The sequence below is a fragment of the Streptomyces caatingaensis genome (assembly GCF_001187435.1).
Classification (GTDB): domain Bacteria; phylum Actinomycetota; class Actinomycetes; order Streptomycetales; family Streptomycetaceae; genus Streptomyces; species Streptomyces caatingaensis.
Window position 1 is genome coordinate 778098 of record NZ_LFXA01000017.1, and the last position, 16488, is coordinate 794585.

At 74.7% G+C, this 16488-nt stretch carries 10 protein-coding genes and 1 pseudogene; 8 read left to right on the forward strand and 3 right to left on the reverse strand.

Annotated features, from left to right (window positions below; genetic code table 11):
• Positions 1-69: 69 nt before the first annotated feature.
• Positions 70-1197: a GuaB3 family IMP dehydrogenase-related protein gene (locus AC230_RS26020; protein ID WP_049718719.1), complete on the forward strand. Its 1128-nt coding sequence runs from the start codon at positions 70-72 to the stop codon at positions 1195-1197.
• Between the two features lie 107 nt (positions 1198-1304).
• Positions 1305-2456: a rod shape-determining protein gene (locus AC230_RS26025; RefSeq protein ID WP_049718720.1), complete on the forward strand. Its 1152-nt coding sequence runs from the start codon at positions 1305-1307 to the stop codon at positions 2454-2456.
• Between the two features lie 547 nt (positions 2457-3003).
• Here the strand turns inward: AC230_RS26025 and AC230_RS26030 are convergent.
• A complete protein-coding gene (locus tag AC230_RS26030) occupies positions 3004-4275 on the reverse strand; it encodes a nucleotide sugar dehydrogenase (protein WP_049718721.1) in 1272 nt (423 codons plus the stop codon).
• A gap of 268 nt (positions 4276-4543) precedes the next feature.
• Here AC230_RS26030 and AC230_RS26035 point away from each other — a divergent pair, with 268 nt between their 5' ends.
• The gene (locus AC230_RS26035) at positions 4544-6253 is read left to right on the forward strand and encodes a glycerol-3-phosphate dehydrogenase/oxidase (RefSeq protein ID WP_049718722.1); all 1710 of its coding nucleotides are present in this window, start codon (positions 4544-4546) and stop codon (positions 6251-6253) included.
• Positions 6254-6274: 21 nt separating this feature from the next.
• Here AC230_RS26035 and AC230_RS26040 read toward each other — a convergent pair whose 3' ends face one another.
• Complete coding sequence (locus tag AC230_RS26040) at positions 6275-7366, reverse strand: serine hydrolase domain-containing protein (protein WP_049718723.1); 1092 nt, start codon at positions 7364-7366, stop codon at positions 6275-6277.
• Between the two features lie 114 nt (positions 7367-7480).
• Between AC230_RS26040 and AC230_RS26045 the strand changes: the two are divergent.
• The 4 genes and pseudogenes from AC230_RS26045 to AC230_RS26060 form a co-directional block, all read left to right on the forward strand.
• Positions 7481-8749: pseudogene (locus AC230_RS26045) on the forward strand (serine/threonine-protein kinase); the annotation flags it as partial.
• Positions 8750-9054: 305 nt separating this feature from the next.
• Complete coding sequence (locus tag AC230_RS26050) at positions 9055-11865, forward strand: protein kinase (protein ID WP_049718724.1); 2811 nt, start codon at positions 9055-9057, stop codon at positions 11863-11865.
• 401 nt (positions 11866-12266) lie between these two features.
• Entirely contained in the window at positions 12267-12734 is a 468-nt protein-coding gene (locus tag AC230_RS26055) for an ATP-binding protein (RefSeq protein ID WP_049718725.1), read from the forward strand.
• 536 nt (positions 12735-13270) lie between these two features.
• Positions 13271-14392 carry a hypothetical protein gene (locus AC230_RS26060; RefSeq protein WP_049718726.1) on the forward strand — a complete coding sequence of 374 codons (1122 nt, stop codon included), beginning with the start codon at positions 13271-13273 and terminating at the stop codon, positions 14390-14392.
• A 118-nt stretch (positions 14393-14510) separates the two neighbouring features.
• On the opposite strand, the gene AC230_RS26065 is transcribed toward AC230_RS26060, so the two are convergent.
• Complete coding sequence (locus tag AC230_RS26065) at positions 14511-15158, reverse strand: TetR family transcriptional regulator (RefSeq protein WP_049718727.1); 648 nt, start codon at positions 15156-15158, stop codon at positions 14511-14513.
• A 380-nt stretch (positions 15159-15538) separates the two neighbouring features.
• Here AC230_RS26065 and AC230_RS26070 point away from each other — a divergent pair, with 380 nt between their 5' ends.
• Positions 15539-16375: a VOC family protein gene (locus AC230_RS26070; protein WP_049718728.1), complete on the forward strand. Its 837-nt coding sequence runs from the start codon at positions 15539-15541 to the stop codon at positions 16373-16375.
• Positions 16376-16488: the final 113 nt, after the last annotated feature.

Genomic DNA, 16488 nt, shown 5'->3' on the forward strand with positions numbered 1-16488 from the left:
CGGCGGGGACGTCCCGCGTCGCGTCGGTGATACTGGAGTGCGGCAGACGTAGAAGGAAAGGCCACAAACGTGACTGAGATCGAGATCGGGCGCGGCAAGCGCGGCCGCCGGGCGTACGCGTTCGACGACATCGCCGTCGTCCCGAGTCGCCGTACCCGCGACCCGAAGGAGGTCTCGATCGCCTGGCAGATCGACGCCTACCGCTTCGAGCTGCCGTTCCTGGCCGCCCCGATGGACTCGGTGGTCTCGCCCGAGACCGCCATCCGCATCGGCGAGCTGGGCGGTCTCGGCGTGCTCAACCTCGAGGGCCTGTGGACCCGCTACGAGGACCCGGAGCCGCTGCTGGCCGAGATCGCGGAGCTGGACGAGCACGCCGCGACCAAGCGCATGCAGGAGATCTACGCCGCTCCGATCAAGGAGGAGCTGATCGGGCAGCGCATCAAGGAGGTGCGCGACTCCGGCGTCGTCACCGCCGCCGCGCTGTCGCCGCAGCGCACCGCGCAGTTCTCCAAGGCCGTCGTCGACGCGGGCGTGGACATCTTCGTCATCCGCGGTACGACCGTGTCGGCCGAGCACGTCTCCGGTGCCGCCGAGCCGCTGAACCTCAAGCAGTTCATCTACGAGCTCGACGTCCCGGTGATCGTCGGCGGCTGCGCCACGTACACCGCCGCGCTGCACCTGATGCGCACCGGCGCGGCCGGCGTCCTCGTCGGCTTCGGCGGCGGCGCCGCGCACACCACCCGCAACGTGCTGGGCATCCAGGTGCCGATGGCCACGGCCGTCGCGGACGTCGCGGCGGCGCGGCGGGACTACATGGACGAGTCCGGCGGCCGCTACGTGCACGTCATCGCGGACGGCGGGGTCGGCTGGTCCGGCGACCTGCCGAAGGCGATCGCGTGCGGCGCGGACGCCGTGATGATGGGGTCGCCGCTGGCGCGCGCCACGGACGCGCCGGGCCGCGGTCACCACTGGGGCATGGAGGCCGTCCACGAGGACGTGCCGCGCGGCAAGCGCATGAACCTGGGTGCCGTCGGCACCACCGAGGAGATCCTCCTCGGCCCCTCGCACACCCCCGACGGGTCGATGAACTTCTTCGGCGCGCTGCGCCGGGCGATGGCGACCACGGGCTACAGCGAGCTCAAGGAGTTCCAGCGGGTCGAGGTGACGGTCGCGCCGTCGCAGCACGACAAGCGCTGACGCTCCGTCGGACGGGCCCGGTCACGGTGGTGACCGGGCCCTCGCCGTGTCCGGTCCCCGCCGTCAACTCCGCATAAAAGTTCGGTCATGGTGAATACTGGCGACTTATGGCGCAAAGTAAGTCGTTCAGCGGCAGGGACATGGGCATCGACCTCGGCACCGCGAACACGCTGGTGTATGTGCGGGGCAGAGGGGTCGTGCTCAACGAGCCCTCGGTCGTCGCCGTCAACGCCGATGACGGCAGCGTGCTGTCGGTGGGTTCCGAGGCGAAGGAGACCATCGGCCGGACCCCCTCGAACATCGTGGCCATCCGCCCGATGCGCGACGGCGTCATAGCCGACTTCGAGATAGCCGAGCGGATGCTGCGGCACTTCATCAAGAAGGTCGCCGGGAAGCGGATGCTGTCCCGTCCGCGCGTGGTGGTCTGCGTGCCGTCGGGCATCACCGGCGTCGAGCGCCGCGCCGTGATCGAGGCCGCCTCCCAGGCCGGGGCGCGGGCCGTGCACCTCGTCGAGGAGCCGATGGCGGCGGCGATCGGCGCGGGGCTGCCGGTCAGCGAGCCGACCGGCTGCATGGTCGTGGACATCGGCGGCGGCACGACCGAGGTCGCCGTCATCTCGCTGGGCGGCATCGTCACCGCGCGCTCGGTGCGGACGGCGGGTGACGCGATGGACGCGGCGATCATCTCGTACGTGAAGAAGGAGTACGCGCTGGCGATCGGCGAGCGCACGGCCGAGGAGATCAAGCTCAGCATCGGCTCGGCGGCGCCGACGGGGAAGTGGTCGATGGCCGGACTCGCCTCCGTGGCGCGGGAGTTGGCGAAGAACGAGAGCCTCGCGGGCGGGGTGTCCGACTCCGAGGAGACGCAGGGGCTGCTGCCGCCGGACCGCTATACGATCCGTGGCCGTGACCAGGTCAGCGGGCTGCCCAAGACGCTGGAGCTGACGGCGGACGAGATCCGGCACGCGCTGACCGAGCCGGTCGACGCGATCGTGATGGCGGTGCGTCAGACGCTCGACGAGACGCCGCCGGAGCTGTCGGGGGACATCATGGACCGGGGGATCGTGCTCACGGGCGGGGGTGCGCTGCTGCGCGGGCTCGACGTCCGGCTCAGCCGTGAGCTGGACATTCCCGTGCTGGTCGCGGATGATCCGCTGGACTGTGTGGCGGTGGGGACCGGGCGCTGCGTGGAGGACTTCGCGAAGCTCCGGACGCTCCTGGACGCCCAGCCCCGCCTCCCGGCCAGCGGCCGGCTCTAGGCGGGTTTCCCTCCCCGCCCCGCCCTTTCCCCGTTTCCGCTGGGGCTCCGCCCCTGCGCCACCCCGGGGGACTGGCGCGCGGCGCGGCGGGCGGGGCTCCGCCCCTGCACCCCGCTGGGGGCTGCGCCCCCAGACCCCGGAACCGGGAACGGGATTGTGTCGCCGGCCCCCCGCACCGGGGCTGCGTCCCTCGATCCCGGGCGGGCTGTGCCCCCCGGGGCCCCCGCCGGGGCTGCGCTCCCGGACCCTCCGGACCGGGGCTGCGCCCCTGCGCCCCCTGCGGCCCTGCCCGGCTCGCGCCGGGCTCGCGCTCGGCGCGGCGGGCGGGGCTCCGCCCCTGCACCCCGGGGGGGGCTCGCCCCCCCAGACCCGGAACCGCAACGGGATTGCGTCACCGGGCCCCCGGACCGGGGCTGCGCCCCCTGCACTCCCTGCGGAGCTTGAGACCAAACGAACCCCTGCGGAGCTTGAGACCGAACGCAACGCAGCCGCGTTGCTCCCCCCCCCGCGGGCGCGCAAGAAACAGTGAAAGGGCGGGGCGGGGAGCTCACAGGCGGTGGGCTGCGCCGGCGGGGCTTGCGCCGCGGGTGTCGAGGAGGAGTTGGGCCTTGACGGCCAGGCCCTGGAGGTCGTAGGTGCGGTGCTGCTGGAGGAGGATGGTCAGGTCGGCCTCGGCGGCGGCCTCGTAGAGGCAGTCGACGCGGGGGACGGGGCGGTCGGCGACGCGCCAGCGGGGGACGTACGGGTCGTGGTAGCTGAGCTGCGCGCCCAGCTCCGACAGCCGCGTGGCGATCTCGGGCGCGGGGGAGCCCTCCAGATCCCCCGTGTCGGCCTTGTAGCCGACGCCGAGGAGCAGCACGCGCGCCCCCCGCGCCGACTTGCCGTGCTCGTTGAGGAGGGCGGCGGCGCGCTGGGTGACGTACAGCGGCATGCGTCCGTTGACGTCCCGCGCGAGCCCCACCATCCGTAGCGGATGCCCGAGCCCGGCGCCCTTGTAGGTCAGCCGGCCGGGGTCGACGGGGGTGCCGTGGCCCCCGACCCCCGGCCCCGGGCGGAAGGCCTGGAAGCCGAACGGCTTGGTCTCGGCGCACCGCACGACGTCCCACAGGTCGACGCCGATGTCGTGGCAGAAGACGGCCATCTCGTTCGCCAACGCGATGTTGACGTGGCGGTAGTTGGTCTCCCACATGCGGACGGTCTCGGCCTCCCGCGGTCCCCGCGCCCGCACGATCTTGTCGCAGAGGCGGCCGTAGAACGCGGCGGCGGCCTCCGTGCAGGCGGGGGTGAGCCCGCCGACGACGCGGGGGACGCGGGTGAGGTCGCGGTCGCGGTGGCCGGGGTCGGCCCGGCTGGGGGAGTAGGCGAGGTGGAAGTCGCGCCCGGCGCACAGCCCGGAGCCGTCCTCCAGCAGCGGGCGCACGAACTCCTCGGTGGCGCCGGGGTGGACGGCCGACTCCAGGATCACGGTGGTGCGCGGCCGCAGCCGCGGCGCCAGCGCGCGGGCGGCGGCCCCGACGGCGCGCAGGTCGAGGGCGCCGTCCGGGCCGAGCCGGGTCGGGGCGCAGATGACGGCCGTGCGGACCCGTTCGAGCTCGGCGTCGTCGGTGGTCGGGTGGAAGCCGGCGGAGAGCATCCGGCGCAGCTCGGCGGCGGTGAGGGTGCCCGGGCCGTCCTCGGCGGGCAGCCGCCCGGCGCGCAGCTCGGCGACGGTGCGCGGGTCGGGGTCGTGGCCGACGGTGGCCACGGAGGCGGCGGTGGCGGCCCGGGCGAGGGGCAGGCCGAGGTGGCCGAGGCCGATGACGGCGAGGTCTGCGGGCATGAGGTGACGCGGTCCTTCCCCTTGACCGACGGTCCGATCCGGTCCGTGAACGGTCCGGTGCGTAAACGGTCCGGTCCTTGTGTGGTCCGGTCCCTGAACGGTGTAGATCAGGTTAAGGGGATATACGATATATTCCGGGCATTGTCGCGGGCCGAGGATCCGGACGGGGTATCCGGACCGGATATCCGGACGGGGTACCAGGTACGGCCGGGGCGCCCGATCTGGGGCAGCATCGGAAGGGGAACCGGCGGACCAGCGGGAGGCAGTGGTGAGGACAGCGACACTCGGGCCGGCCGAACGCGCCACGGCGCTCGCCCGGATGGCGGAGCGGGAACTGGACGTCCTGGTGGTCGGCGCCGGCGTCGTCGGCGCGGGCACCGCGCTGGACGCCGCCACCCGCGGCCTGGTCACCGGCCTGGTGGAGGCGCGTGACTGGGCGGCCGGCACCTCCAGCCGCTCCAGCAAGCTCATCCACGGCGGCCTGCGCTACCTGGAGATGCTCGACTTCGCCCTCGTCCGCGAGGCGCTCAAGGAGCGCGGCCTGCTGCTCCAGCGGCTGGCCCCGCACCTGGTCAAGCCGGTGCCGTTCCTCTACCCGCTCCAGCACCGCGGCTGGGAGCGGCTCTACGCGGGCTCCGGCGTCGCCCTCTACGACGCCATGTCCGTCAGCTCCGGGCACGGCCGCGGCCTGCCCGTCCACCGCCACCTCACCCGCCGGCACGCCCTGCGCGTCGCCCCCTGCCTGCGCAAGGACGCGCTGGTCGGCGCCCTGCAGTACTACGACGCCCAGATGGACGACGCCCGCTACGTCACCACCCTGGTGCGCACCGCCGTCGCCTACGGCGCCGAGGCCGCCAACCGGGCACGCGTCGTGGGCTTCCTGCGCGAGGGCGAGCGGGTCGTCGGCGCCCGGGTGCGCGACCTGGAGGCGGGCCGCGACCTGGAGATCCGCGCCCGGCAGATCGTCAACGCCACCGGCGTGTGGACGGACGACACCCAGCAGCTGATCGCCGAGCGCGGCCAGTTCCACGTCCGCGCGTCCAAGGGCATCCACCTCGTCGTCCCCAAGGACCGCATCCACTCCACGACCGGGCTCATCCTGCGCACCGAGAAGAGCGTGCTCTTCGTCATCCCCTGGGGCCGGCACTGGATCATCGGCACCACGGACACCGACTGGGACCTCGACAAGGCCCACCCCGCCGCCTCCAGCGCCGACATCGACTACCTGCTGGAACACGTCAACTCCGTGCTGGCCGTGCCGCTGACCCGGGACGACGTCGAGGGCGTCTACGCGGGGCTGCGCCCGCTGCTGGCCGGCGAGTCGGACGCGACGAGCAAGCTCTCGCGCGAGCACACCGTCGCGCACCCCGTGCCCGGGCTGGTGGTCGTGGCGGGCGGCAAGTACACCACGTACCGGGTGATGGCGAAGGACGCGGTGGACGAGGCCGTGCACGGGCTGGACCGGAAGGTGGCCGACTGCGTCACCGAGGACGTCCCGCTCGTCGGCGCCGAGGGCTACCGCGCGCTGTGGAACGGCCGGGCGCGGCTCGCACAGCGCACCGGGCTGCACGTGGCGCGGGTGGAGCACCTGCTCAACCGGTACGGCTCGCTGGTCGACGAGGTCCTCGACCTGGTCACCGCCGACCCGTCGCTGGGCCGCCCGCTCGGCGGCGCCGAGGACTACCTGCGCGCCGAGGTGGTGTACGCCGCCTCGCACGAGGGCGCCCGGCACCTGGACGACGTCCTCACCCGCCGCACCCGGATCTCCATCGAGACCTTCGACCGCGGCACGCGCGGCGCCCGCGAGGCGGCGGAGCTGATGGCGCCGGTGCTGGGCTGGGACGGCGCCCAGACCGACAAGGAGGTCGAGCACTACGAGAAGCGGGTCGAGGCCGAGCGCGAGTCGCAGCTCCAGCCGGACGACCGCACGGCCGACGCCGCCCGGCTCGGCGCGCCGGAGATCCAGCCCCTGGCCTGACCGGCAGGCCGGCCGGTCCGGCTAGCAGAACTCGGCCGCCAGCAGCCGCGCTTCGTCCTCCGGCGGGACGCCCGTGTCCGCGTTCACCCGGTACGCCAGGACGTGCCGCCCGTCCGCCGTCCCCACCGCCGCCGCGTACGACCCCTCGATCGCGCCGTCGTGCCCCCACAGCACGCGCCCGCAGGACAGCCGCACCGGGAACAGCCCCATCCCGTACCGCCCGTGCGCGGCGCCCGTGTCGCGCATCGCGCGGAGCTGACCGCCCGGCAGCAGGGCGCCGCCCAGCAGCGCGCCGAGGAAGCGGCCGAGGTCGGGCAGGGTCGTGACCATCTCGCCCGCCGCGCCCGCGACGGACGGGTTGAGGTCGGTGACGTCGAGCAGCCCGCCGTCCGGCCCCGTCGTGTACGCGCGGCCGTGCGGCCGGGGCAGGGAGGCGCGCGTCCCGGGGAAGCTGGTGCCGGTGAGGTGCAGGGGGGCCAGGACGCGCCGCCGGGCCTCCGTCGCGTAGGAGTGCCCCGTGACCTGACGGATCACCATGCCGAGGAGGACGTAGTCGGTGTTGGAGTAGTGGTAGCGCGCGCCGGGCGGGGCGTAGGGCGCGTGCGCGAGCGCGCTCCGTGCCAGCGTGGCGGGGGAGTACGAGGTGAAGCGCCGCGCGAGGAGGCCGCCCCCGAGGAGCGTCCGGTCCGTGTAGGAGAACAGCCCGCTGGTGTGGGTGAGGAGTTGGCGCACCGTGACACCGCGGAGCGCCGCGCCCGCCCACGCCGGCAGCCGCCCGGCCACCGGCTCGTCCAGCCGCAGCCGCCCCTCGGCCACGAGCTGGAGGACGACCGTGGCGACGACGGTCTTCGTGAGGCTCCCGGCGCGGAAGCGGTCCGCGCGCCGGACGGGGCGTCCGGTACGGACGTCCGCGACCCCCGCCGCCGTGAACCGGGGGGCGCCGTGAGCGTCTTGTGACAGCTCGGCGGCGCCGGGAACCGCGCCACGTGCAACGATGTCCTCTACAGGAGAGCGGGCAGGGTCGCCGTCGCACGCCGTCGTCAGCGCCATGACGGTGCAGCACAGGGCGGCCAGGGCCGCCGTGATGCGCGAGAGGGCACTGCGCGTCGGCATGCGCTCATCATCCATGGTCGGTCGGACCCTGGCCTTCCACTGGTCCGCGGATGAGAGACAATGGTCGCTCTGCCGGGGTCGGTTGGTCGCAGAGCTGAATGCCAGAGGGGACGCATGTCGGACGCGGAGCAGACGCAGGGCACGACCGGGCGCCTCCTCGCCGGGCGCTACCGCCTCGGTGACGTGCTCGGCCGGGGCGGCATGGGCACGGTCTGGCGTGCCACCGACGAGACCCTCGGGCGTGTCGTCGCGGTCAAGGAGCTGCGCTTCCCGGCCAACATCGACGAGGACGAGAAGCGCCGCCTGATCACCCGTACCCTGCGCGAGGCCAAGGCCATCGCCCGGATCCGCAGCGCCGGCGCCGTCACCGTCTACGACGTGGTCCACGAGGACGACCGGCCGTGGATCGTCATGGAGCTCATCGAGGGCCGCTCGCTCGCCGACGTCATCCGCGAGGACGGGCCGCTGAAGTGGCGGCGCGCCGCGGAGGTCGGCCTGGCCGTGCTCGACGTGCTGCGCGCCGCGCACCTCCAGGGGATCCTGCACCGCGACGTCAAGCCGTCCAACGTCCTCATCGCGGACGACGGCCGCGTCGTCCTCACCGACTTCGGCATCGCCCAGGTCGAGGGCGACCCCTCCGTCACCTCCACCGGCATGCTCGTCGGCGCGCCCTCGTACATATCCCCCGAGCGCGCCCGCGGCCAGAAGCCCGGACCGCCCGCCGACCTCTGGTCGCTGGGCGGCCTGCTGTACGCGGCCGTCGAGGGCGCCCCGCCGTACGACAAGGGGTCGGCCATCGCCACCCTCACCGCCGTCATGACCGAGCCGCTCGGCCCGCCGAAGAACGCGGGCCCTCTCGAGGGCGTCATGTACGGGCTGCTCGCCAAGGACCCGCAGAAGCGGCTCGACGAGGCGGGCGCCCGCGCGCTGCTCACCGAGGCCGTCAACGCGCCGGACGAACCGCCGGCCGCCCCCGCGCGGAAGAGCGCGGACCCCGAGGCCACGCAGGCCATCGCCGTGCCCAAGGTGCCCGAGCGGCCGGCCGGGCGGAAGAGCCCGGAGAAGCCGGCCGGGCCGCCGGCGAGGGCGGACCGCCCTCCGGCGTCCGCCGCGCCCCGCCGGCCGGCGCCGGCCGCGAAGAAGCCGGAGGGCCAGTCGGCCTTCCGGCCGCTGCGGGATGCCGCGCCCTCGGGTTCGGCGCGTGCCGAGGCGGACCCGCAGCCGCAGCCGCCGCTGGGCGGCGCGTACACCGAGACCCTGGTCCGCATGCGGGTCCCGGCGCAGCGACGGGTGCTGCTCGCCGTGGTGGCCGTCGTCGTGCTCGCCGTCATCGGCACGGTGATCGCCCTCGTCGTCAGGAACAGCGGCTCGCACGACGACGGGCTGCGGCCGCCGCGTCCGGCGTACGGGGCGCCGGCCGCCGCCGAGCGGGTGTCCTGACCGTCCTGCGGTCATCGAGTCCGACGATCTGAGCGGTATCTGAGCGGTAAGGGCCCTCCGGGCTGCGTCCGGCACGTATCGTGAGATGTCGGGGACGGTACGCAGCCACAACCGGCGCCCTGCCGACCGCCGTTGACGGCCGGTCGGCTCAGGATCCGGCCCAGGGGTCCGGTTCATGGGGCCGGCTCGTGGGGCCGGCCAGGGGTTCTGCCCGGGATGCGGGCTGTTGCGCGCTTTGGGGAGGCGTCGTGGACGACTACGCGGGCCGGGTGCTCGCCGACCGGTACCGCCTGCCGCTGCCTCCCTCCGACGCGTTCGAGCTCGTGGAGACGCGGGCGTTCGACACCTACAGCGGCCAGGAGGTCCTGATCCGGCAGATCCCGCTGCCGGAGGTGGTGGACGCCGAGCTCGTGGACGCCGAGCTCGGCGACGAGGACGGTGGCGGACGGGCGCGTTCCGGGCGTCCGGCGCGGTCGGTCGCCGGCGCGGCGGGGGATCCGGCCGTGCGCCGCGCCCTCGACGCGGCGACGGCCGCGGCCCGGATCCCCGACCATCCGCGCCTGGACCAGGTGTTCCACGTCTTCGCCGAGGCCGGCAGCCTCTGGATCGTCAGCGAGCTGGTCTCCGCCCGCCCCCTCGCCGCCGTCCTCGCCGAACGCACCCTCTCCCCCCACCGCGCCGCCGAGGTCGCCGCCGACGTCCTCACCGCCCTCCGCGCCCTCCACGCCCAGGGCTGGACTCACCGCAACATCACCACCCGCACCGTCCTCATCTGCGACGACGGCCGTGCCGTCCTCACCGGCCTCGCCGCGGGCGCGGCGGAGGAAGCGCTGTGCGGGTATGACGTGGTGCCGGGTGGGGACGGTGGGGGCGCCGCCCGCGGTGGGGCTCCGTCGCCCGCGGGCTCCGGCCTCGACGGCCCGGGGCGTGGCCCCGTGCCCGGGGGGCAGGGCCGGTCCGGGGGAGCGGAGGGCGGTTCGGGCAGCGGGGCCCTCCCGTCCGGGGTCCAGGGCCAACTCCGGAGTGGGCCGGGCACGTTCGGGCGTGGGGCGCCGCATGGGTGGGGGTGGCCCGGGGCCGGCGGCGCCGTGGCCCCCGCTGACGGCGGGCCGGAGGGCGCCCGGGGTCCGGGGCCCCGCCCCGGGGAGACGGGGAGAGGGCGGGCCGGGGGCGCACCCTTCGCGCAGCACCCCCCGCGCACCGGCCCCCGCGCCAACGCCATCGCCGCCTACCGCGCCGGCACCAAGGCCGCGGCCGCCGCCTCCCGCGCCGCCGCGGCCGGGACCGACGGCGGCGTCCGTCCCCCGACCGGCTCCTCCCCCTGGGGCGGCGGCACCGCCGCGAGCGGCACGGCCCCGGCCCCGGGCGCCTGGAACGCGGACGCCCTGGTCCGTGGGGGGACGGCCCCGGCGGGGCCCCGCCCGGCTGCCGCACCCGCACCGGGCGCGGCCGACGCGGCCCCCCGTCGTGACGGCGCCGGAGCGGCGCCCCCATCGGCCGGGGCCGGCGGGGCGGTTTCGGCACCCGGTGCCCGAACTCCCGGAAAAGCTCCGGGATTTGGCGCGGGTGGCGCAGCCGGCGTCGCCGGTGCGGCCTGGGCCGGCGGTACGGATGGTGCCGCCGGTGCGGCCGGCATCGAGAGCGTCGGCGGCCCGGCCGGTGCCGGCGGTGCGGCCGGGGCTGAGGGTGCCGGCGGTGCTGCAACGGCCGGCAGCCCCCGCCACCGCCCCGGCGCCGGCGCCTGGTCGGCCCCCGACTCCCCCGGCGCCCTCGCCGCCGAGCGGGCCCGGCAGGCGCGGATGCTCGTCGTCGGGCCCGTCACCGAGCGGTGGGCGCCCGAGCAGGCCTGGCCCGTTCAGGAGAACTGGCAGCTGGCTCCGCCCGTCGGACCCGCCGCCGACCTCTGGGCGCTGGGCGCCCTGCTGTTCCGGGTCGTGCAGGGCCACCCGCCGTACCCGGAGGACAGCACGGCGGACCTCGTGCAGCTCGTCTGCTCGGAGCCCCCCGCGTACGCGGAGGAGTGCGGCGCGCTGCGCCCGGTCGTCGAGTCGCTGATGCGCAAGGACCCGCACGAGCGGCCGGACTTCGAGGAGCTGCGCGGGTGGCTGCGGTCCCTGATCCGCTCCGCCCCGGAGCCGGACGTGGGCAGCCGTACGGTCACCGTGCCGTCGTTCGCGCCGGACGCGTCCGGCACCGCCGCGGAGACGACCGCCGCCCGCGGCACCGGCCGGCTGCCGATCCCCCGCCGCCGCGGCGAGCTGGTGCGGCGGCGGCGCGGCCGCGCCGCCGGGCCCGCCCGGCACCGCAGGGCGGAGCCGCCCGCGGGCTTCGCCGCGGCGGCCCCCCTCCAGGGGCAGCACGTCGCGGCCGCGCGGCCGCAGTCCGCCCCGCGGCTCGGCAGACTGCTGCTCGGGCTGATCCTGCTGCTGCTCGTCGGGGCGGTGCTGTACGCCGTGCTGTTCATGCCGCGTGCCTCCGAGAGCGCGGGCGCGGGCCGGGGCGCCGACCGCCCGGGCCGCTCGGCGGGCGCGCTGAGCGCCGCCCCGCAGGACGATGCACGGGAGGAGACGAGGGAGGAGGCGACGGCCGAAAGCGACGGCGTGGCCAAGGGATTCACGCTGCGCCGCGACCCGAAGGGCTTCACCGTCGCCGTCGCCCGCGAGTGGCAGCGGCGCGGGGACAACGAGCGCGGCCAGGTCGTCTACGCGGGCGGCGACTTCGAGTTGATCGTCGTGCCGGGCCGGGACAAGGTCGCGGAGTTCGGCGCCGATCCGATGGCCTACCAGCAGGAGAAGGAGCCCGAGCTGGAGGCGTACCGCTCGTCGTCCTGGTCGGGCGCCTCCGGCCTGCGCCGGGTGGACGTCGGGCGGACGGCGGGCGCGGAGGGCGCGTTCAACTGGAACGACAGCAGCGGCCGTCAGGTGTACGTGCGCAATTCCGCGATGATCGTGGGCGGGCGCTACCACGTGCTCCAGGTGCTCGGGCCGATGAACGGACAGCGTTCCGTGGACGCGTTCTTCGACCGGGCCGCCGCCACGTATCGTGCCGACGACAATTGACGGGCCGTCAGTCAGGGCGCCCGGCCGGCCGGGCCGACACGGCCGGTAATCGTCCGGAAATTCGCTCGGGCGAAATTCTGAGCGACAGAATCGCTGAATGTAATCGCCTCGCCTGAATTACCCCGGTCGGTCCGGGGAAATAACCACGCTGTGTTGTCGTGGAGAAGGTGTTCCGCGCGTAAGTCGTCACACAACGGAGTAAGGTGCGGGCTCGGACTTCCTCCCCGGAAGGCGCGGACGCCCGCAGGGCGTGTGGCATACGTGGTCTTTTGCTCCGGAATGTGTCTCAAGCGCTTGTTGGGGTAGTTGTGCGTCAACGGGGTTGTGGGAAAAGGGAGTCACGCGACGTGAGCCCTTGGAGACGCGAGGCGTTGTGTCCGCCGGTTCGGATGGTGTGAGCGGTGCAGGTGCTTCAGGTGCAGATGGAAGTCGGGGCCGATCCCGCTGAGGTGGGGCGGGCCCGCAGGTGGGCGAGGTCGCGCCTGGCGGGGTGCGGGATAGGGGCGGACGAGCCGCTCGCGGAGACGCTGATCCTGCTGATCTCCGAGCTGGTGACCAACGCGGTGGTGCACACGGGCTGTCCGGCCGTGCTGCGGCTGTTCTTCCCCGGGGGCACGGTCCGGGTCGAGGTCGTCGACTTCAGCGCCCGGCCGCCGCGGCGGCGGTGCGCGGGCGGTGACGAGACGGGCGGCCGCGGGCTGGAGTTGGTGGACGGGCTCGCCGACCGGTGGGGCTGGCGGCGCGAGGGACCGGGCAAGAGCATCTGGTGCGAGGTCGACCGCCGGCCCGCCGCCCCGGACTCCGCCCCCGCACTCCCCTTGTGGTGCGGCGCTTTTGAGCCACACCGCGTACTCACAAATGGGGCGTAGGCGGCAAAGTCCAGACCAGGTGTTGACGTGAAGTGTTCACGTGATCACTCTTGGATGCAGCGATTCGTTGCGAGGGGACGTCGAGACGCCCGGGTGCCCCGGGGCGACTTGGCGAGTACGGGTCGCGAACCGGCGCGACGACAGGGCTTCCGGCGCCGGAGTCGGTGGGCGGCGTACGGTGCCGTGCTCGGGGTGCGCATCTGTGCGCCGCCGCTGACTGGTTCTGGCGAATGGCTCGTAACTGCCCCTGGAGCGCGGTCAACTGTGACATGCGCCACATTCCCCTGCCGCTGTCGTCCAAGGATCCGTCCTCTTCCGTCTCTCCCGTCGGCGGCCCCCTCGCCCGTGCGGTCGCCCGTACCTCCGGCCGATGGTTCGCATCGAGTGTCCGTATTCGGGGCGAGAAGAACTGTTCGGTAAGAATGTCCCTTTCTGGCATCCTCGTCGCCGTCCGTGACGTGAGGGCCGTCTCGGAACCCCTCAACGGCGGAACCTCTCGGCCGCCGGGGCAATCATTCTTGGAGAGAGGGGCGGATATGACACAGCAAGCTGAGCCGGACTCGATACCGGACGGGCAGTCCGCCGCATCCGGCCGCGCCCCGGCCGGCCCGTCCGCGCAGGCCGGCGCGGCGTCCTCCCCGGGCCCGGCGGAGCCGGCCTCCGGCAACCCCGCGGAGCCCGGCCCCGCGGAGCCCGGCGCGACAGGTCCGGCCGCGTCCCCCGGGGCCGCCGGTCCGGGCCGGGCCGACGGCTTCGGGGCGGCGTTCTGCGCGTCCATGGCCACGCTCTGCGCCGAGTTCGTGGTGGCGGCGACGGCCGGGGTGCTCGTGCTGTTGGGGCGGGAGCACGACGGGCTGCCGACGGCGCCGCTCATGGCGGCGGCCGTGGGGCTCGGGGCACTGCTGCTGACCGTGCTGATCAGCGGGTTCGTCACGGCCGCGGGCGTGATGCCCGCGCTGGCGCTGGCCCGCCGGGCCGCGCGCCGGGCGGGGCGGGAGGGGTCCGGGGGCCGCGGCTGGACCGCCGGTGCCGTGCCGGTCGTCGCGGCCGCCGCCGTCGCCGTCTTCGGCGCGGTCGCGGCCCTGGGCAGCCTCTCCCTCGCCCGCCCGCTGTCGTACCTGCTCTGGTGGGCCTCGCTCACCGTCGCCCTGCTGCCGCCCGCCCTCGTCGCCCGCGCCGCCGCGCGCCGGGTCCGCGAGGGGCGCATGGGCAGCGTCGCCCGCCGGGTCACGCGCGACGGCGCCGTCGTCTGGCTGGCCGTCGGGGCGATCGGCGCCCTCGTCTACGGGACCGGCCTGGCCGACGTCTACCATCCGCCCAGACTGCACAAGTCGGACATCGCCGGTGTCTGGTCCGACGGCCGGAACGGCAGCGTCACCCTGGAGAAGGGCGGCCGCGCCGTCGCCGAGGGCCTGGACAACTTCGACTGGGACGGCATGGGCAAGCCCCGCGCCAGGGACTGCGACGGCGCGGGCACCTGGTCGCCGCTGAAGGACGGCGGGAAGATCGTCGGGGTGTCCGTGCAGATAGAGGCCTGCGAGTTCCGCAAGAACTGGAGTGTGAGCGGGACGACGAAGGAGCCGCGGCTCTTCCACGAGATAGGGAAGCAGGGCTCCGGCAAGCGCTATGTGCTGACCAAGGTGGCCGGGAAGAAGTGAGGCGGACGTGCGAGGGGCCGCCGGGCACGGACCCGGCGGCCCCTCGCCGCGCTGACTGACAGGACGCGCGTACGGCCGCGCCTCACACGGCCGGCTGCCGGGCCGGCCGTTCGGCCGGTTATCGGGCCGGCTTCTTGCCGGTGATGCCGAGATGCACCAGCAGCGCCAGGTTCGGCTTGAGATCGGCCTGCCGTACGCCCCAGGTGGTGAAGCCCTTCTGGTGCGAGGCGACCGCCGCCAGCATCGTCACCAGCGAGCCCGCCACGGCCGCGGGATTGACGTCCTGGTCCACCTTCCGTTTGGCCTGGAGTTCCCTGACCGATTCCGTCAGGGAGTTGGTGACGGCATTGAGGATCTTCATGCGGATCCGGTAGAAGCGTTTGTCGCCCTCGGCCGCGCCCAGATCGATGACGCGCAGGATCGCGTCGTTCCGCCGCCAGAAGGCGAGGAAGCCGTCCACCAGTTCCTCGGCGGCCTGTTTGCCGGCCTTTCCGGCCCAGGAGCGCCCGGCGACCAGTTCCGTCAGGCCCGCGCCCTCGGCCGCCACCTCCTCCGCGAGCTCCAGGACGGCGCCTTCCACATCCGGGAAGTACTGGTAGAAGGTCGCGGGCGAGGTGCCCGCCCGCCGGGCGACATCGATGACCTTGACATCGCGGTAGGGAGAGGAGCCGAGCATTTCACCGAGGCAGTCGAGCAGCTTCTGCCGCGTCGCCTGACCACGCCTGCCGGCCACCCGGCCGTCGACGGTGCGTACTTGTCCTGTCATGCCGTCAGCTTACCGAGGGGTGATCGGAGCGCGATTCGGTCGCGTGCAAATGGGGACGGGGGTGCCGAAAGGGGTTGTTGTGCAGGTCAGCGGGGTTTTCCGGGGCGGAAATGAGAACGCTCGGGGATTGGCCCGTACCGGTGAATTGTCTTATTGGCGGGGCGTCCCGGAGCGGGTTTTCCGGGTCTCCTTCCCCGCCGGCTCCGGGGCCCGCCCGGAGGCGTTGCGCAGCGCCCCCGGGGCCCGTCCCGCCCGGCCCGTCCCGCTTCCGCCCCCGGGCGGGATCCGTGCCGCGCCGATACCGTGGCCGGAGCGGCACCCGAGCGCCGGACGGCCCGCGAGCGAAGGGCCGCGCGAGGCCGCGGAAGGAGGCGGCGCCCATGGGCGAGGCCACGCACGAGGGCGCGGCGGCGCCGGGGACGCCCTGCTGGGCGGATGTGATGGTGCCCGACGTCGAGGCGGGGAAGCGGTTCTACGGGGGGCTCTTCGGGTGGGCGTTCCGGGAGGCCGGGCCGGAGTACGGGGGGTACACCGAGGCGTTCCTCGACGGGCGGCCCGTCGCCGCGCTCGCGCCCAAGCCGGACGGGCGGATGCCGACCGCCTGGTGCGTGTACTTCGCGTCCGACGACGCCGCCGCGACCGCCGCGCGGATCGGGGAGGCGGGCGGGCAGGTCGTCACCGGCCTGTTCGCCGTCGGCCCGTTCGGGACGATGCTGCTGGCCGCCGACCCGGGCGGCGCCGTGTTCGGCGTCTGGCAGGCCGGCGGCCACCGGGGGTTCGGGACGCGGCGCGGCGAGCCCGGCGCGTTCGCGTGGACGGAGGTCCGCACGAGGGACGCGGCCGCCGTGGACGCCTTCTACGAAGAGGTGTTCGGCCTCGTCGCTCATGCGCCCGGCAGCGGCGAGGCGACGGCGGGCCACGCCCTGTGGACGCCCGCCGGGCGGCCGCCCGGTCCGGAGCACGCGGTCGGCGGACGGTCCGTGATGGGCGGGGAGTTCCCCGAGGTGATGCCGGCCCACTTCCTCGTCCACTTCGCCGTCGAGGACTGCGCCGCCGCCGCGGAGGCCGCCGGCCGGCTCGGCGGCCGCGTCCGGAGCGGCCCGGCGAAGACCCCGTACGGGCGGCGTTCCGCGGTGCTGACCGACAGTCAGGGCGCGGATTTCGCCGTGGTCGAGCCGGCGCGTGCGCCGGGGCGCGAAGCGCCCGCGGGCCGCTGACCGGCGGCGGGACGGCGGAAGCGGACCCCCACTTTCGACATGGACACGCCGAAGCGTGACCCGAGTTCGCCACCGGCGCCTTGGCCAGGGAGAATCAGGGCGCGTACCCCGGG